Origin of the sequence: Brevundimonas sp. 2YAF1, assembly GCF_052114745.1 — a bacterium.
Classification (GTDB): domain Bacteria; phylum Pseudomonadota; class Alphaproteobacteria; order Caulobacterales; family Caulobacteraceae; genus Brevundimonas.
Genome location: NZ_JBFRFI010000004.1, coordinates 126,241 through 143,221, shown reverse-complemented (window position 1 = coordinate 143,221; position 16,981 = coordinate 126,241). Strand labels below are relative to the sequence as shown.

At 69.3% G+C, this 16,981-nt stretch carries 13 protein-coding genes; 6 read left to right on the top strand and 7 right to left on the bottom strand.

The window, feature by feature from the left end:
- The first annotated feature begins 4 nt into the window (after positions 1-4).
- Positions 5-844 carry a peptidylprolyl isomerase gene (locus AB4Y68_RS07565; protein WP_441454900.1) on the top strand — a complete coding sequence of 280 codons (840 nt, stop codon included), beginning with the start codon at positions 5-7 and terminating at the stop codon, positions 842-844.
- 25 nt (positions 845-869) lie between these two features.
- Positions 870-1,751, top strand: coding sequence for a peptidylprolyl isomerase (locus tag AB4Y68_RS07560; protein ID WP_441454899.1), 882 nt, complete (start codon positions 870-872; stop codon positions 1,749-1,751).
- Here AB4Y68_RS07560 and AB4Y68_RS07555 read toward each other — a convergent pair.
- Positions 1,724-2,845 (bottom strand): Ppx/GppA phosphatase family protein, encoded by a 1,122-nt coding sequence (locus AB4Y68_RS07555; protein ID WP_441454898.1) that lies wholly within the window; start codon positions 2,843-2,845, stop codon positions 1,724-1,726. The genes AB4Y68_RS07560 and AB4Y68_RS07555 overlap by 28 nt on opposite strands.
- Before the next feature lie 148 nt (positions 2,846-2,993).
- On the opposite strand from AB4Y68_RS07555, the gene hspQ reads away from it, so the two are divergent.
- Together hspQ and phhA are read left to right on the top strand one after the other, a co-directional pair.
- Positions 2,994-3,308: a heat shock protein HspQ gene (gene hspQ, locus AB4Y68_RS07550; protein ID WP_441454897.1), complete on the top strand. Its 315-nt coding sequence runs from the start codon at positions 2,994-2,996 to the stop codon at positions 3,306-3,308.
- 72 nt (positions 3,309-3,380) lie between these two features.
- Complete coding sequence (gene phhA / locus AB4Y68_RS07545) at positions 3,381-4,256, top strand: phenylalanine 4-monooxygenase (RefSeq protein WP_441454896.1); 876 nt, start codon at positions 3,381-3,383, stop codon at positions 4,254-4,256.
- A gap of 324 nt (positions 4,257-4,580) precedes the next feature.
- Here the strand turns inward: phhA and astB are convergent, their stop codons facing one another.
- The 4 genes from astB to AB4Y68_RS07525 form a co-directional block, all read right to left on the bottom strand.
- Positions 4,581-5,915 (bottom strand): N-succinylarginine dihydrolase, encoded by a 1,335-nt coding sequence (gene astB, locus AB4Y68_RS07540; RefSeq protein ID WP_441454895.1) that lies wholly within the window; start codon positions 5,913-5,915, stop codon positions 4,581-4,583.
- A gap of 174 nt (positions 5,916-6,089) precedes the next feature.
- Entirely contained in the window at positions 6,090-7,505 is a 1,416-nt protein-coding gene (gene astD, locus AB4Y68_RS07535; protein WP_441454894.1) for a succinylglutamate-semialdehyde dehydrogenase, read from the bottom strand.
- Positions 7,506-7,658: 153 nt separating this feature from the next.
- On the bottom strand, positions 7,659-8,666 hold the full coding sequence (locus AB4Y68_RS07530; protein WP_441454893.1) for an arginine N-succinyltransferase: 1,008 nt from the start codon (positions 8,664-8,666) through the stop codon (positions 7,659-7,661).
- A gap of 3 nt (positions 8,667-8,669) precedes the next feature.
- Positions 8,670-9,920 carry a hydrolase gene (locus tag AB4Y68_RS07525; protein ID WP_441454892.1) on the bottom strand — a complete coding sequence of 417 codons (1,251 nt, stop codon included), beginning with the start codon at positions 9,918-9,920 and terminating at the stop codon, positions 8,670-8,672.
- A gap of 117 nt (positions 9,921-10,037) precedes the next feature.
- Between AB4Y68_RS07525 and AB4Y68_RS07520 the strand changes: the two genes are divergently transcribed.
- Positions 10,038-10,496, top strand: a complete 459-nt coding sequence (locus AB4Y68_RS07520; protein ID WP_441454891.1) for a hypothetical protein — start codon at positions 10,038-10,040, stop codon at positions 10,494-10,496.
- Between the two features lie 27 nt (positions 10,497-10,523).
- Positions 10,524-10,916, top strand: coding sequence for an ArsC/Spx/MgsR family protein (locus tag AB4Y68_RS07515; RefSeq protein WP_441454890.1), 393 nt, complete (start codon positions 10,524-10,526; stop codon positions 10,914-10,916).
- On the opposite strand, the gene AB4Y68_RS07510 is transcribed toward AB4Y68_RS07515, so the two are convergent.
- The gene (locus AB4Y68_RS07510) at positions 10,917-15,155 is read right to left on the bottom strand and encodes a translocation/assembly module TamB domain-containing protein (RefSeq protein ID WP_441454889.1); all 4,239 of its coding nucleotides are present in this window, start codon (positions 15,153-15,155) and stop codon (positions 10,917-10,919) included.
- The gene (locus tag AB4Y68_RS07505) at positions 15,152-16,909 is read right to left on the bottom strand and encodes an autotransporter assembly complex protein TamA (protein WP_441454888.1); all 1,758 of its coding nucleotides are present in this window, start codon (positions 16,907-16,909) and stop codon (positions 15,152-15,154) included. The genes AB4Y68_RS07510 and AB4Y68_RS07505 overlap by 4 nt, the downstream gene beginning before the upstream one ends.
- Positions 16,910-16,981 lie beyond the last annotated feature (72 nt).

Genomic DNA, 16,981 nt, shown 5'->3' with positions numbered 1-16,981 from the left:
CCGAATGAACCTCAAGATGCTTCTGGCCGCTGCTGCGGTCTCGATGATCGCGGGCGGCGCGGTCGCTCAAACCGCAGAATGGCGCACGGTTTCGCCTGACAATCTGCTGGTGATCGACACCTCCAAGGGCCGGGTTCTGGTCGAACTGGAGCCGCGCGCCGCGCCGAACCACATCGAACGCATCCGCACCCTGACCAATCGCGGCTTCTATGACGGGCTGAAATTCCACCGCGTCATCCCGAACTTCATGGCCCAGACCGGCGACCCCGAGGGCACCGGCGCGGGCGGCAGCGACCTGCCCGACGTCAAGGGCGAGTTCAGCTTCCGTCGCGGGCGCGACAGCGGCTTCGCGCCGGTCGAGAATAGCGGCCCGGGCCTGCGCGGGATCATGGGCAGCTTGCCGATCACGACCCAGCCGGACGCCCAGATGTTCGTCACCGCCGACTTCAAGACGACGGCCAGCGGCCTGTTCTGCCCCGGCGTGGCGGGCATGGCGCGGGCGGGATCGCCTGACAGCGCCAACAGCCAGTTCTTCCTGATGAGCGGCCAGAACGACAATCTGAACGGCGGCTACACGACCTTCGGCCGGGTGGTTCAGGGTCTGGACGTGGTCAAGGCGTTGAAGGCGGGCAGCGACGCCGAGGACGGCAAGGTCGCCAACCCGGATGTCATGACCAAGGTGCAACTGGCTTCGGCCCTGCCGGAGAGCCAGCGCCCGACCGTGCGCGTGGCCGTGCCCGGTTCGGCCGCCTTCAACACCGCTGTCGAGGCCGCCCGGGCCGCGCGCGGCGCCCAGTTCGGCATCTGTGACGTGCAGCCGGTCGTGCAGATCGCCGGCGGCTGAGTTTTCTGATCGGGGAGGGACGGCGATGCGCTTTTCAACGGGTCTGGCGGCGGCGGCCGTCATGATGCTGGCCGGTCCGGCGGCGTGGGCGCAGGAGGCGGCGCCGGCTTCGACCGCGACCTTCGCCGCGACGGAGTGGCGCACAGTTGCGGCCGAGAACCTGCTGGTGATCGACACCAACAAGGGCCGCATCCTGGTTGAACTGGCCCCCGAGATCGCGCCGGGCCATGTCGAGCGCATCCGCCTGCTGGCGGGGCGCGGCTTCTATGACGGCCTCGTTTGGCATCGGGTGATCGACCAGTTCATGGCCCAGACGGGCGATCCCCTGGGCACGGGCGACGGCCAGAGCCCCTATCCCGACCTGAAGGCCGAGTTCACCTTCCGCCGCGACGGTCAGACGCCGTTCACGGCCGTGGCCGCGCCCGCCGGGGCGGCGCTGGGCTTCCTCCATTCCCTGCCGGTTCAGACCCAGCCCGACGCCCTGATGGCCACAACGGCGGATCACAAGGTCCACGCCTGGGGTCTCTACTGCCCGGGCGTCGCCGGCATGGCCCGCGACGAGGCGCCCGACAGCGCCAACAGCCAGTTCTTCCTGATGCGTCAGCCCTACCCGGCGTTGGACAAGCGCTACACCATCTGGGGCCGCGTGGTGGCGGGGCTGGACGTGGTGCGGGCGCTGAAGGCCAGCCCCAATCCGGACGGCATCGTCACCGGCCCTGACCGCATGACGCGGGTGCGTGCGGCGTCCGACCTGGCCGAGGCCGAGCGGCCGACGGTTCAGGTGCTGGATACGACCTCGGCTCGGTTCCGCGCATTGGCGGACGCGGCGCGTCAGGCCAAGGGCGCGGACTTCTCGGTCTGCGACATCGACCTGCCGGTTCAGGTCGCCGGAGCGGCCGCCGCCTGATCGGCAGAGCCGGAGCGGCCCCGGCGACGGCGTCGGCGGGGTTTCTGCCGGTCTTCGCGCATCCGTTGCAGCAGCAGACCTTCGCGCAGGCCCCGGTCGGCGACCCGCACGCGCTCGCACGGCCAGGCGCGCTGCACCGCTTCCAGAATCGCTGCGCCCGCCAGGACCAGATCGGCGCGGTCAGGGCCGATGCAGCTTTCCGCCGCCCGTCCCGAGGGACCCAGGCCCTTTAGCCGCAGAGCCGCCGCCTCGCAGTCGCCGCGCGTCATCCACAGGCCGTCGACCAGATCGCGCTGATAGCGGCGCAGGCCCAGATGGATGCCGGCCAGGCTGGTGATGGCCCCCGACGTGCCGACCATATGCACCCGCCCGCTCTCGAACAGGGGGCGCACTGAGGCGTCGTTCGGTCCCCCGGCGGCCAGATGTGCGCCGACGTCGGCGACCATGGATTCGTACCAGGTCTCGGTGTCGTCGGACGGCTCAGGGTGGCGTTCGGCCAGGGTGACGACGCCCAGCGGCGCCGACATCCAGCCCTTGCTCTCAAAGCCCCGCGCGCCGCGCTTCATCCAGGACAGTTCGGTCGAGCCGCCGCCGACGTCGATGACCAGAACCGCCTCGGCCTTGGGATCGAACAGGTTCAGGCAGCCGGCGACCGATAGGCCGGCTTCTTCCGCCGGGTCGATGATCTTGAGTTTTAGCCCGGTGCCGCGACGGACCCGTTCGATGAAGGCCTGGCCGTTGTCGGCGGCGCGGCAGGCCTGGGTGGCGACGGCGGTCAGGCGGCTGGCCTCCAGACCCTTGCGGGCCACCCGCTCGGCGCACAGGGCCAAGGCGTCATAGGCCCGGTCCATGGCGCGGTCGTCCAGTCGGCCGGTGCTGGACAGGCCTTCGCCCAGACGCACGATGCGGCTGAAGCTGTCGACCACCCGAAACCCGTCGCGCGCCGGGCGCGCGATCAGCAGGCGGCAGTTATTGGTCCCCAGGTCGAGCGCGCCATAGAGGGGCGCATCACGACCGGAAGCCCCCGAATCGCGGGACTTCGTGGGCTGGGACCTCGCGTCGCGCCGTGCGGGCGCGCCAGGGGTCTCCGGCATGGGCCGAGCTTTCATGTGGGCGGTCCAAAACGGCGCCCGTCCCGATCAGCGTAAACCGGGAGCAACGGCCACGCCAAGTCCTTCCTGTCGGAAAGATGAACGGATCGCGATGCATCCGCTTCAACTTGCGGAGCGTATTGGATGCAGCATGACCCAGGTTCACACAGCCCGGTTCGGCCTCGGACAGATCGTCCGGCATCGCGACCACGCCTTTCATGGCCTGGTCATGGATGTGGACGCATCCTACGCAGGCCCGGCCGAAGAGACCGGCGTGGTCGCCAGCGATCAGCCCTTCTACAGCATCCTCGTCGCCGACGCGGCAGGCGGCCTTATCGCCTATGCCGCCGAAGAGGCGCTGGAGGCCAGCCCCGAGTCCGAGCCGCTGTCCCCCGACGACGAGCGACAGTGGTTCACCATCGACTCGCACGGTCGCCACGCGCCACGCTCGCAAACGCTGCAATAGCCGTGCGTGACGGCGGCGGGATCGCGCGCTAATCTGCCCGTAACGGCCGTTAGAGCCGAGAGGAGCGTTCCCATGTCCGATTTCGAACACGTCTTTGAAGCGCCGCCCGAAGGCGCCGCCGCCGACTGGACCATCCCCCAGAACTGGGCGGCTTACACCGACGTCGAGCACGAGACCTGGAACACCCTCTACGCCCGGCAGATGAAGATCCTGCCCGGCCGGGCCTGCGACGCCTATATGCGCGGGCTTCAGGCCCTGGACCTGAACATGGGCGGCATCCCCGACTTCGCGGTGATGAACCCCAAGCTGCAGGCCCTGACCGGCTGGACCGTGGTCTGCGTGCCCGGTCTGGTGCCTGACGATGTCTTCTTCGACCATCTGGCCCATCGCCGCTTCGTCTCGGGCCAGTTCATCCGGAAGCCGGATCAATTGGACTACCTGCAGGAACCCGACATCTTCCATGACGTCTTCGGCCACGTGCCGATGCTGACCGACCCCGATTTCGCCGCCTATATGGAGGCCTACGGCAAGGGCGGGCAGCGAGCGGCGTCGCTGGGGATGCTGGACAAGCTGGCCCGGCTGTACTGGTACACGGTCGAGTTCGGCCTGATGCAGGACCCGGCCGGGCTTCGCATCTATGGCGCGGGCATCGTCTCCTCGGCGACTGAGAGCGTCTTCGCCCTGGAGAACGCCTCGCCCAACCGCCTGGGCTTCGACCTGGAGCGGGTGATGAAGACCCTCTATCGGATTGACGACTTCCAGCAGGTCTATTTCGTCATCGACAGCATTGACGAACTGAAGGCCGTGACGCTGCAGGATTTCGGTCCGATCTACGCGCGGCTGAAGGGGGCGGAGGACCTGCCGATCGAGGCGATCCTGCCGAGCGACAAGGTCTTCACGCGTGGGACGCAGGCCTATGCGGCCAAGGGCGGGCGGTTCGCGGCCTGACGGCGGCTTTCAGAAAAACAGGGTCTGAATAGTCTGAATCGTCTGAAATCCTCCGCGCCGCTGCCTGAGGGGTCATGATGGCGCGGGGCGGGAGGACGGCGAGGAAATGCGTTCAGGACGCACGCAAACCCCATGTTTTTTAGGGATTGCGACGCCGAGTTATGACGCCTTGGTGTTCCTTCTCCCCTCGGGGGAGAAGGTGTCGTGCGGAGCATGACGGATGAGGGGGCCATAGGCCTCAGGCTGAACCTCGTGTCCGTATCGAACCTACCCCTCATCCGAGCGGCTCCGCCGCCCACCTTCTCCCCCAAGGGGAGAAGGGTTTCAGCCGCGCTGGAACGGATAGAAGTCCGGGCCCAGCGCCAGGATTCCCGTCAACTCGTCCAGGGCGCCGCGCGTCTCGTCCAGCAGGGCGGGGTCGGCCAGGTCGCTGGCCGTCAGGGTCTCGCGATACCAGCGCGTCGCCCAGGTCGAGAGGCGGGCGTGCAGGGCGTCGGTCATCCGCATGGCGGGGTTGGTCGCGGCCAGTTCCTCGTCGGTCAGGACGACGCGCAGACGCAGGCAGGCGGGGCCGCCGCCGTTGCGCATCGACTGGCGCACGTCGACGTATTCCACACGACCGATGGGGCCGTTGGAGGCGGCGAGGCGTTCGGCGACTGCGTGGCTGCGGGCGTTGTCGCGCGTCTCGGTCGGGCAGATCAGGGTCAGGCGATCCTCGCCCGGAATCTGGATCAGCATGGAGTTGAACAGATAGGAGCTGATGGCGTCGGCCAGCGGCAGGTCGGCGGTCGAGACCTCGACGAACTGCGGCTCGAACAGGCCGTCGGCGGCGCGGCGGATGGCGGCCTTGGTCGCGTCCGTGTCTTCGAAGGCGAGTTCGTGGAAGAAGAGGGTGTCCAGGGCGCCGACGCAGACCACGTCATTGTGGAAGGCGCCCCCCACGATGGCGGCGCGCGACTGCTGGGCCAGAACCGGGCGACCAGCTTCGTGGCGGCGGACGACGGCTTCGGACGCTTCGCGCGTCTGCCGGGCGGGGAAGCGGCCGTCCCAGGGCGCGAAGGCTTCGCGGCCCCAGACCAGCAGATTGACCCCGCGCGCGCCGTGGGAGGCGCAGAGGCGGACGTGGTTGGCGGCGCCCTCATCGGCCAGATGGGCCACGGCGGGCAGGGCGTCATGGACGGCGAACCGCGTCGCGTCGGGGAAGAGGGCGTCCAGCGAGCGCTTCGTCTGGTGATGCTCCAGCGAGCGGTGCAGGTTGGTATGCAGGTTGGCGGGGGTGAAATGCACCCGGCCGTCGGCGGCGTCGGCGCTGGGCGTCACCGTCGCGGCGTTGGCGGCCCACATGGGCGAGGCCGAACAGGCGGCGGCGGCAAACGCCGGGGCATCGCGCCAGGCCTTGGCCAGGACGGTCTTGTCGGAGCCGGTGAAGCCCAGGTGGCGCAGGAAGGGGACGTTCGGCCGTTCGTGCGGCGGCAGGACGAACTGGGGCAGGCCCAGGTCGGCCAGCCGCTTCATCTTGTCGAGACCCTGCAACACCGCCGCGCGCGGGTTCGACGCCTCGCCCTTGTTCAGGCTGGAGGCGAGGTTGCCCGGCGACAGCCCCGCATAGGAGTGGGTCGGCCCGATCAGACCGTCGGCGTTGGCTTCGATGGCCTTCATGCGTCCTTCTCCCCTTGGGGGAGAAGGTGGGCGCTGAAGGCGCTCGGATGAGGGGGGACGGCGGCGCCATACCTAATCATCCGGGACCTTGAGTTCGACCTATCAAACATGGCGCTCACACCCCTCATCCGTCTCGCTCCGCGAGCCACCTTCTCCCTCAAGGGGAGAAGGAAGTTAGCGCAAGCCCTTGATCTCGCTTTCGATGTTCTTGACCGCGCCGGCCTCGAAGCTGGCGACCGGGTAGGCGCAGTAGTCGGCGGCGTAGTAGGCGCTGGGGCGGTGGTTGCCGCTGGCGCCGAGGCCGCCGAAGGGCATGTCGCCGGCCGCGCCGGTGGTCGGGCGGTTGAAGTTGACCACGCCCGCGCGGATGCGGTTGATGAAGCGGTCCCAGTTCTTCGCATCGTCGCTGACCAGACCGGCGGACAGGCCGTATTTGGTGGCGTTGGCGGCGGCGATGGCGGCGTCGAAGCTCGGGACGCGGATGACCTGCAGGAAGGGGGCGAACATCTCTTCGTCCAGCACGTTCAGGCCGGTCACGTCGATGATGGCGGGGCGGACGAAGGCGCCGGGCAGATTGTCCACGGGGCCAGAGGCGCGGATGACCTTGGCGCCCGCGTCGATGCGCTGTTGCAGGGCGGCGAGGGCGTTGCTGGCGGCCGTTTCCGAGATCAGCGGCCCGGCGTAGGGCTCGGGATCGCTGTCCCAGGGGGCGAAGTTCAGGCGGTCGGACAGGGCGGCGACGGCCTCGACGACAGCGTCGCCGGCGGCGCCTTCCGGCAGGATCAGGCGGCGCGCGCAGGAGCAGCGCTGGCCGGTGGTGACGAAGGCGGACTGGACCACGATGCCGGCCACAGCCTCGGCGTCACGTGCGTCCCAGACGACCAGCGGGTTATTGCCGCCCAGCTCCAGCGCCAGGATGACGTGGGGATCGTCGGCGAACTTGCGCCGGAAATGCGCGCCTGCCGCGCCCGAGCCGGTGAACATCAGGGCGTCGATGGGCTGATCCAGCAGGGCGGCGCCGGTGTCGCGTCCGCCTTGAACCAGGTTGAACACGCCCTTGGGCAGGTCGGCGGCGTCCAGGCATTCGGCCATCAACTGGCCGGTCAGGGGCGTTTCCTCGGACGGCTTGAACACGACCGTGTCGCCCGCCAGCAGGGCCGGGACGATGTGGCCGTTGGGCAGGTGGCCGGGGAAGTTGAACGGGCCGAGCACGGCCGAGACGCCGTGCGGGCGGTGGCGCAGGGTGGCGCGACCGAAGGCGGTGTCGCTGCTGCGTTCGCCAGTGCGTTCGTCATAGGCGCGGATCGAGATGTCGACCTTGCCCGCCATCGAGGCCAGTTCGGTCTTGGTCTCCCACAGGGCCTTGCCGGTTTCGCGGCTGATGGCCTCGGCCATTTCGGGCGCGCGCTCTTTCAGCACGGCCTGATAGCGTTTGACCGCGTCGATGCGGTCTTGACGCGGGCGGTCGGCCCAGTCGGGGAAGGCCGCGCGAGCGGCCTCGACGGCGGCGCCGACCTGTTCGGTGGTGGCGGCCTCGCCTTCCCAGACGGTTTCGCCGGTGGCGGGGTTGGTGGAGGTGAAACGGGTCATATCAATATCCGCTCATCCCGGCGGACGCCGGGATCCAGTGCTTTGGCCGCATCGAAGCGGCCGGAGAGGTGACGAGGTCGAATTGGCAGAGGAAGCGTGCGGGGCTCTCACTGGATCCCGGCGTCCGCCGGGATGAGCGGGAAACCCCGAGGATTACGACTTCACCCGAACCGTGGCGCCGTCCTTGATATTCAGGGCGGCGGCGACGTCGGGGGTCATGCGGGCGAGATCGCCGTCGACCAGGACGCGGGCGCGGACGGCGCGGAAGGCGGCGACGCTGTCGGTCGAGACCAGGCTGGGCAGGTCGACCTCCACCGCCTTCTCGATCCGGGCGGTCAGGACGCGGGCGTCGCGGACGGTGCGGATGTTGTCGCGGCCGCAGGCCACGGTCGGGCCCGCGTCGAAGATGTCGATCAGGCCGTTGGGGCGGAAGCCTTCGCTTTCCAGCAGGGCCATGGCCGGCACGCCTTGAGGGTGGACCTTGCCGATCACGGCGCGGGCGGGCTCGGGCAGCAGTTCGACATAGATGGGGTGGCGCGGGGCCAGATCGAGGATGAACTGCTTGTCGGTCGAGCCGGTCATGCGGTCGGCGTCGTCGAAGTCCATGGGGAAGAACTTGTGCGCTACATGGTCCCAGAAGGGGCAGTAGCCGTCGGGCGTGAAGACGCCGCGCAGCTCGGCCAGGACGTTGTCGGCGAACAGGTCCGGCTCGGCGCCGATCAGCATGTAGCGCGACTGGGCCAGCAGGCGCCCGGCGCCGCCCTTGCGCCGGTCGGCCTTGAGGAAGAGAGAGCCGACCTCGGTCCAGCCGGTGCACTCGTTGACCAGCACCAGGGTCTGTTGGGTCATCTTCACGCCCAGCGACGGCGACTGGACGGTGTTGTTGACCACGCGGAACGAGAAGAAGGGGCGCTTCAGCCCCACGGTCGCCTTGACCGAGCCTATGCCGTCGATGTCGCCCGTGTCGCCGTCTTCCAGCATCAGGGTGTACCAGGCTTCCTGCGGTGGGACGCGCCCCTCGAAGCTCTTCTGGCTCAGCTCCAGCCGCTCGCTCAGCACGTCGGCGTCTTCCGGCAGGCTGGTGAAGCCGGGGCCGGACAGGATGGCCAGTTCAAGCAGGTGATGGAGGTCGGCCGGGCCGGCGGGGCGAACAACGAGCATCGGTTACAGGGTCTCCAGTCGGAGCTGCTTCAGTTTCAACGCGTCGATCTCGCCCGAGGCGATCTTGCACAGGATCAGGGCGGACAACTGGGCGCGCTCGACGAAGCTGGCGGGCCAGGCGAACTCCTGATCCGAGTGGATGTCGCCGCCGACGACGCCCAGGGTGTCGACATTGGGCAGGCCCGCGGCGTGCAGGTTGTTGCCCTCGCACACCCCGCCCGAAGGCTTCCAGGCAATCGTCTGGCCCAGCAGTTCGCCCGCGTCGCGGACGGCGTGGAACAGGGCGGTCTGGCTGGCGTCCATCGGCTTGGGCGCGCGGGTCATGCCGCCGTGCAGGTCCAGGGTCAGGCCGGGGAAGGGGGGCTCGGCGGCGATGGCGCGCACCGTGGCGTTGATCCAGTCGGAGGCCGCCTGATCCGGCACGCGGACGTTGAAGCGGACCACGGCGTTGTCGGCGACGACGTTCAGCGGGCCGCCGCCGGCGATCCTGGCGACGTTGACGGTGACGCCGTCGCGCTGGCCGTTCAGGGCGTGCAGACGGGCGGCGATGATGGCCGCGCCCGCAACCGCGTTGGCGCCCTCATGGAAGGCGCGGCCCGCGTGGGCGGCGCGACCGGTGACGATCAGGTGGAAGTTGCCGCTGCCCTTGCGCTCCCCAGCCAGCGTCCCGTCCGGCAGGGCGGGCTCATAGGTCAGGCCGACATGGCCGCGCGCGCCGAGGTCAGCCAGCAAAGGGGCCGAGGCGGGCGAGCCGATTTCCTCGTCGGGCGACAGCAGCACGGTCCAGCCGACGCGGGCCTTGTCCGGGTGGGTCTCGAAGGCTTCCAGCGCGGCGAGCATGACGCTGATGCCGCCCTTCATGTCGGCCACGCCGGGACCGTTCAGGGCGCCGTCGGCGCGGGCGACGACGGTCTGGAAGGCGCTGTCGGCGGGAAAGACGGTGTCGTAATGGCCGGTCAGGACGACCTGGATCGGAGCCTCGGGCCGGGCGGTGATCTTCAGACAGTCGGCGTAGGATTCAGGGATCACGGCGCCGCTGTCGGCCACGGTGGTCGAGGCCTGGGTCGGCACGCGCACCACCTCGGCGGGCAGGCGACGCGCCTCGGCCTCCAGCACGTCCAGCATCCGCGCCAGACCGGCGGCGTTGCGACTGCCGGAGTTGATATTGGCCCATGCGATGGTCCGCGCGACGATCGCGTCGCCGCGCGCCGCAACATGGTCGAGCACGGCCTGGTCGTGGGGTTCGATCCGCATAACAGCGACCCTAGACGCGGCCAGACCAAAGGTGAAGGCGAGGCTGTTTCTCGCTCACGGGCTTGGGAAATGGGGGCGGCGCGGGATAGGTTTGCCGCCGCATTCTAGGAGTCGCGCATGAACCGTCGTTTCGTCTTCCCCAATCCGTTCGGTCCCGTCGATTCGGGTTCGACGGCGGCGGCGATGGCGCGCCTCAGCGGCTGGGGCTTCTGGCTGTGGGCGGCGGTAGGGCTGATACAGGCGGCCCTGGTCTGGTTCAGCCCCGACACCGGCCAGGCGGCTTTCCGCGGGGCGACGACGGGGTTCGCGGTCTTCTTCGCCGGGGCCGCCGCCGTTCTGGGCCTGATGCAATGGCGTCATCCCAACCGAGTCATGCCGGTCTTCGGCCTGGCCTGGGCGCTTTATGAACTCAGTTCCTTCGGCGTCAGCCTGCTGGTCGGCGCGCCGCTGGGCGTGGCGGGCGTGCCGGTATGGGGCAGCGCGGTGGCGGCCGTCGCCATGCTGGTCTGCGCCGTCCTGCACGTCGGCGGCCTGCGAGGCTCGGCGGCGCTGGCGCGGCACGACCTCAAGGCCTAGGTGAGGGCTTCAGACAGGAGCTTCGCCATGACCGTGACCATCTTCCACAATCCGAAATGCGGCACCTCGCGCAACGTGCTGGCCATGATCCGCGAGAGCGGCGTGGAGCCGACGGTGGTCGACTATCTCAAGGCGGGGTGGGAGCCGGCGACGCTGGAGCATCTGGCCTCGGCTTCGGGCGCGGGTCTGAAGGGCCTGCTGCGCAAGAAGGAAGCCAAGGCGGCGGAACTGCTGGCCTCGGACGCCGACGACGCGGCCGTCCTGGCGGCCATGATCGAGAACCCGAACATCGTCGAGCGCCCGATTGTCGAGACGCCGAAGGGCGTAGCCCTGTGCCGTCCGTCGGAAGCAGTCTTCCCGCTTCTGGACAACCCGCCCGCTCGATTCGTCAAGGAAGACGGCGAGGTCGTCGGCGGCTGATCAGTTCGAGTTGCGGTTCCGGTTCGGACGGCGGTCGCTACGGTCGCCGCCGGGGCGGTCGCTTTCGCGGCGCCAGCGGATCGACAGGCTGGCGTCGCCTTCGCCGCCGACCTTGGAACTGACCGCCAGATTGCGGCGCACCTGCCATTCGACGTTGACCGCCGCCCCGCCCTGGCCGCCGCCGATGACCTCCAGATAGACGTTATCGGTGATGTAGCGGCCGCCCGCGACCGTCAGGCTGGACGCCTCGCCGCCGAAGGACAGGCGGTCCAGTCCGGCCAGTTCGCGCAGGTTGCCGATGACGTCGAAGCCGCCGCCGCCAGCCAGCGACGCCACGGCCGAGGCCAACTGCGCCGCCTCGAAGCCTGACAGCTGAGACGCCGAGCGGCCGAAAAGCACCTGCGACAGAATCTCGTCCTGGGGCAGGGAGGGGGTCGAGGTCAGCTCGATCTTGGGCGCGGCGGCCGTGCCGGTGACCTTGATGGTCGCCGTCAAGGTCGGATCCTCGCGCACCGCCGCCAGGTTCAGGCGGATGCGGGCCGGATCGGTCGAGAGGGTCACCGAGCCGGTGTCGTCGAAGACGAAGCGCTTGCCCGCGAAATCGTAGTCGCCGCGCACCACGTTGGCGGTGCCGGTCAGCAGCGGCTGGGCGATGGTGCCGCGCACGCGGGCGTCGGCGGTCAGTTCGACGTTCAGGCCGCGTCCGCGCACGTGGATCTGGCGCCCGGTCAGGTTCAGGTTCAGGCCGATCTGCGGGCCGCGCGACCTGGCCTCGACCTCGACCGAATCACCGCCGGGTCGGTTGATCTCGACCACGTCCATCTTCACCACGCCATTCGAGCCGGGCAGGTTGGGCGAGATGTTCGCCTCGTCGATGTTGAGGTCGCCGCTCAGCTGGATATTGCCGTCCGCGCCGCGCACCGCCGTCAGCACCCCGTTGGCGCGCGCCTCGGCGATGTCGTTGTCGATGACGCGGAAGCGGGTCAGCTCCAGCCGCAGGGTCGAGCCCGAGCCCTGACGCAGGCCGAGATTGCCGTTGCCGGTCACCGCACCCTTGAGGCCGTCGGTCGCATCGAACCGTTCGATCACGGCTTGGGTGTCGTCGAAACGACTGGCCAGGGTGACGTTTTCCAGGCGCAGTCCGGTCGAGCCGTCGCGGAAGGCGCCCTGAGTCAGGTCCAGCCGCCCGTTCAGGCGCGGTTCGTTCAGCGTGCCGCCGAGAACGGCGCGCGCGGCAACCTGACCCGACAGCGACTGGGCGCCGCCCAGGAAAAGGTCCCAGATGGGCTGGATCTGGCCGTTGATGGCGATCTGACCCGACATATCGCGGGTCCGGGCGACGGCTAGGCGCAACGGAGCGGCGGAGGCTTCGACCGGCAGGCTGACGTCGGCGGAGGCCTGAACCGCCGTGCCGTCGTTGGCCTGGGCCCGGACGCGCAGGACATTGTCGGTCAGGCTGGCGTTCAGAGTGCCGTCCACGGCCAGGCCGCGCGGGGCGTCGATGCTGCGCAGTTGCTTCAGATCGACGTTGGCCGAGCCGTTCAGCCTGTCGCCCGAGCCCTGCAGCGAGACGCGGCCGGTGACCTGACCGCGCAGGTCGGGGGCCAGCGAGCCCATTTCGATATTGGTCAGGTCGGCCTGAATGGCGCTGCCGGCCTTGTCCTGACGCAGTTCGCCGGTCAGGACGCCGCCGCCGACGCCGAGGTCGACGCGCACCACCCGGCCGTCGCCATTCAGGGCGACGATGGCGGGGGCGCGGGTGGTGAAGGCGACATCGCGCACGCGGCCGCCGCCGCGCAGGGTGACGCTCTGAGCCGGGCCTTGGCGCGAATATTCGCCCGTGCCGTTGAACTGGACCGGCGTGGCGCCGCCGACGTCGGCCGCGAGGGTGAAGGGCAGGCGTTCCAGCGTGCCCTGACCCTTGAGCGCCAGGCTGCGCACGACCCAGGTCGAGCCGGAGAAGCGCACGTTGCGGCCGGTCACGTCCAGAATGGCGCTTTGGTCGCCGCCGCCGTCGCTCAGGCGCACGCGGCCGTTGGCTTCGCCCGACGCGAGGAAGGCCCCCTGACGCGCGGTGAAGGTCAGGTCGGCGCTGGAGGGGAAGTTGTTGGACAGGGCGATCGCGCCCTGGGCTGTCACGCCGCCGGCGTTCACGTCCACCTCGGTCAGGCGGATGCGCTGGCCGCCGAGGAAGAAGTTGCCGGAAGCGCGTGCGGGACCGTAGTTCGAGCCGGAGTTGAGCACGATGCGACCGTCCGAGGCGTCGGCGCCCTGGCGGAAGCTGAGGATCAGGTCGGCGTTGGTCAGGATCAGGCCGCTGGCCGAGACCTTGTCGAAGGCGGCGCGCAGGTCGGCGCGCGGCTGGGCCAGGGTGCCGGTCAGGGCGCCGTTTCCGCTCATGGCGCCGTCGATGGCGACCGGGCCGACGCCGAACGGGCCGCGCGCGTCCCAGTCCAGCGCCAGACGCATCTGGCCGCCCTCGATCAGACCCTTGGCGCCCATGCGGCCGGCAGCGCCGGTCAGTTCGCTGCTGTCGACGGAGAGCACGCCGTGGCGCCATGATCCGGCGGCCTTCAGGCGCGGGGTCTGGCCCAGCAGCCGGTCCAGCTCGTCCATGCCGATCGTCATGTGCGAACCGCGCCCGTCGAAGCTGAGCGTCCACGGCGTGTCGCCACGGGCCTTTCCGGCCTGGATCGGGCCGCTGAACGAACCCTTGGCGCCGGGGCGGATGCGCGAAATGTCGGTGATGTCGGCGTCGCCGCGGAAGCTCAAACCCCCGGTAATGCTGCGTCCGCCCGAACCGGTCAGGGTCAGGGCCTGGCCGCGCCCGTCGATCCTCTTCAATAGATAGGCGCCGTCGGCGGTGCGAGAGCCCTCCAACTGCGCGCGCGGCGTCGCGCCGAGCAGGGCGCCGATGATGCCGGCGGTCGAGCCGCCGACGGCGCGCGCGTCAGTCGAGGCGTCGAACCGTCCCTTGCTCCGGCTCAGGCTGAGGGGCCCAAAAACGCGGGCGGCGCGATAGCTGGCGATGTCTGCGTCGTGAAGGTCGGCCGCACCCTGCAGCGTCCAGGTGCTGGCGTCGCCCCGGAACACGCCCGCATAGGTCGTCGGCCCGGCCAGGGTGAACCCGACCAGACGGCTGAGCGAGGGGGTCGCGAGGTTCAGGTTCACGCCTTCGGGCGCGGTGCGATCCTTGAGGTTGATCAGGCCCTGCGCGCGCGTCGTGAGGTTCTCGGCGGTCAGGGTCCAGGCCATGCCCTGAACGTCGTCGCGATCCCGCACCGGAAGGCTGGCGAAGCCGAAACGGGCGGTCGTGCCGATCCGCCGGGCGAAGGGCTCCAGCAGGTCCGAGCCGGAGAAGTCGGCATTGCCGCCGATGCGCGCGCCGGTCTTGCCGTAGCGGCCCTTGACCGACAGGGGGGTGAAGTCGCCCGTCTTGACCACGACATCGACCACCTCTCCGTTGACCACGGCGACGGCCGAGAAGGGCTTGTTCGTGGAATAGCCCAGGGCTCCGGCGATCGGCCCGCCCTGGGCCTCGCCGGCGCGCAGGTTGACGCGCAGGTCCTCGGGCTTCTTGCCGATGACGGCCTTCAGCAGCAGGTGGTCGCCCTTGTGGTCCAGGCTGAAGGCGTTGACATTGATTTTCTTGTCGCCCTGACGCGGGACTTCCGCGTCGCCGCTCAGGGTCCAGCGACCGTATTCCTTGGAGAAGTCCTCCATCAGCTCGACGTTGGCGCTGAACTTGTCGATGTCGACCGATAGCGCCTGCGGACCGCTGGGCTCGATCTTGGGCTCCAGCAGGGGGCGGCGGATCACGCGAATCTGGTCGGCGGTGATCTCGGTGGCGTGGAAACGCCGCATCAGCAGCGGCCAGTAGGACCAGTCGACGCGGACGTTCGTCGCTTCCAGCCAGACCCCGTTCGCATCGGTGACCGTGACCCGGCCCAGGGTGAAGTCGTCGAACAGGTCGCCCTTCAGCCCCTCGACGTGGATGTAGCCATAGCGGCTGATCTTCTTGCCGGCGACGAAGCTGGTGATCAGTTCGCGGCCGGAATCCGAGACCAGATACATCCGTCCGCCGACGGCCAGAACGATGGCCAGGGCCAGGAGAGCCGCGACCACCATCCCCGAGAGGAAGCCGATCAGTTGCAGGCGCGTGCGTTTGCGCTTCGCCTTTTTCGCCGGCGTTTCGGCGGCGGTTTCCGCTTCGGAGTCGTGAGGCGGAGTGTCGGTCAAAACGCCTGGCCGATGCTGATGTAGAGCTGGAAGTTGGCGTCGCCTTCACGCCGGTCCAGAGGAACGGCGATGTCGGCCCGCACCGGACCGAACGGCAGTTTGTAGCGCACGCCTACGCCTGCGCCATAGCGCATGTTGTTGAAGTTCGGCGTCGCCAGAAAGCCGACCGCGCCCGAGTCGACGAAGGCGACGGCCTGGAATTTCTCGCCGATGTCGTGGCGCACCTCGATCGAGGTCTCGAACAGCGACAGGCCGCCGCGGGGCTTGTTGTTCGGCAGGCGCGGATTGATGCTCTGATAGGAATAGCCGCGCACCGAACCGCCGCCGCCGGAATAGAAGAGGCGGTCCGACGGCACCGTCAGCTCCTGACCGCCGATGATCGAGCCCAGCCGGGCGCGACCGGCCAACACCGTTCGGGCACCGTCCTGCAAGGGCAGGTAGCCGGTCGCCTGGCCCTCGGTGCGCAGGAACAGAATCGTGTCCTCGCCCGTCACGGCGGTCGGCTGGGCCGAGAGATAGAGGCGGAAACCCCGGGTCGGATTCAGCGGATCATTGGAGCGATCCATGTAGGCGGCGCTGCGCGCGGTCAGGAGGGCGAGGTCGCGGTCGAAGGTGATCGGCGCCTGGGTGATCGGATCGAAGCGGTTCTCGGTATAGCGGCCCGCGTCGAGGCCCAGGCCGTAGGTGAAGAAAGAGGTCTTGCCGATGCGCTGCGTCAGATCGGCGGCCAGGGCGACGGCGCTGCGGTCGTAGGCGTCGGTCCGTTCGCGGACGAGATAGGACGACAGTTTCAGCGTCCGCCCGGGGCGGCCCCAATGCGGCAGGCTGGCCTCGCCGCCCAGGCGGCTGTCGATACTGGCGAAACGGAGCCCGTATTTCAGCGTCGCCGCGCGGCCCAAGCGGTTGTAGCGGGTCTGGAACACGTCCACGCCCGCGCCCTCGGCGGTCGAATAGGTGGCGCCGGCTTCCAGCAGGCTGCGAGGGCGGTCGGACAGGGTGACCATGACGGGGCGCAGACCTTCGGGCGTGACCTGGTCCAGCGGGGCCAGCGCAACGCCGACGCCGTCATAGACGCCGGTGTCCAGAATCCGACGCTCCAGTTCGGCCACGTTCTCGGGGTCGTAGCGGTCGCCCGCCTTCCACGGGGCCAGTCCGGCGACCCATTCGGGATTGGTCGGTCCACGCGTGCGCACCTGGACCCCATCCAGCCGCACCAGGGCGCCGGAGGCGATGTTGAAGGTCGGCTGCACGGTGAAGGCGGCGTGGTCGACGACGACCCGACGGGGCTCGGCCTTGGCGTCGGCATAGCCCTCGCGCGTCAGGCCTGCCACGACCCGCCCCTCGGCCGCCAGGATGTCGGCGGCCCGGCCCGGATCGCCCGGCTTCAGCGAAATGTCGGCGATCGCGACCGTTTCCGTCACGGAATCGGGCACGGGGGCGATCCAGTTGACCTTGGTTTCGCCCAGTTCGAAACGGTGTCCGGGCGTGACTGTCACGACGGCGACGGGCTTTTCCTCGCCCTCCACGTCATCCTGCAAGGTCGGTTGATAATAGCCTTCCGAGCGCAGAAGGGCCTCGGCCGATTCCATCGCGGTGCGCGCGCGCCGACGGGCCTCGAACCGGGTGGAGGGGGCGCCGTCCACGTCGCCGACGGCGCGTTCCAGTTCACGACGCAACTCGGCGTCGATGTCGCCGCGAATCTGGGCGCGCGGCTCGGCGGCGACCGGGTGTCCGCTGACAGCCCAGAGCGCCATGCCGGCGAGAAGGAGATGTGGCCTCGACGTCAAACTGCAACCTTGGCTCAGGGCGCGGGAATGGGGCGCGGG

Excerpts from the sequence above, each read along its gene's own strand:
- AB4Y68_RS07565 (WP_441454900.1), top strand. The coding sequence starts at position 5 with ATGAACCTCAAGATGCTTCTGGCCGCTGCTGCGGTCTCGATGATCGCG.
- AB4Y68_RS07560 (WP_441454899.1), top strand. The coding sequence starts at position 870 with ATGCGCTTTTCAACGGGTCTGGCGGCGGCGGCCGTCATGATGCTGGCC.
- AB4Y68_RS07555 (WP_441454898.1), bottom strand. The coding sequence starts at position 2,845 with ATGCCGGAGACCCCTGGCGCGCCCGCACGGCGCGACGCGAGGTCCCAG.
- hspQ (WP_441454897.1), top strand. The coding sequence starts at position 2,994 with ATGACCCAGGTTCACACAGCCCGGTTCGGCCTCGGACAGATCGTCCGG.
- phhA (WP_441454896.1), top strand. The coding sequence starts at position 3,381 with ATGTCCGATTTCGAACACGTCTTTGAAGCGCCGCCCGAAGGCGCCGCC.
- astB (WP_441454895.1), bottom strand. The coding sequence starts at position 5,915 with ATGAAGGCCATCGAAGCCAACGCCGACGGTCTGATCGGGCCGACCCAC.
- astD (WP_441454894.1), bottom strand. The coding sequence starts at position 7,505 with ATGACCCGTTTCACCTCCACCAACCCCGCCACCGGCGAAACCGTCTGG.
- AB4Y68_RS07530 (WP_441454893.1), bottom strand. The coding sequence starts at position 8,666 with ATGCTCGTTGTTCGCCCCGCCGGCCCGGCCGACCTCCATCACCTGCTT.
- AB4Y68_RS07525 (WP_441454892.1), bottom strand. The coding sequence starts at position 9,920 with ATGCGGATCGAACCCCACGACCAGGCCGTGCTCGACCATGTTGCGGCG.
- AB4Y68_RS07520 (WP_441454891.1), top strand. The coding sequence starts at position 10,038 with ATGAACCGTCGTTTCGTCTTCCCCAATCCGTTCGGTCCCGTCGATTCG.
- AB4Y68_RS07515 (WP_441454890.1), top strand. The coding sequence starts at position 10,524 with ATGACCGTGACCATCTTCCACAATCCGAAATGCGGCACCTCGCGCAAC.
- AB4Y68_RS07505 (WP_441454888.1), bottom strand. The coding sequence starts at position 16,909 with ATGGCGCTCTGGGCTGTCAGCGGACACCCGGTCGCCGCCGAGCCGCGC.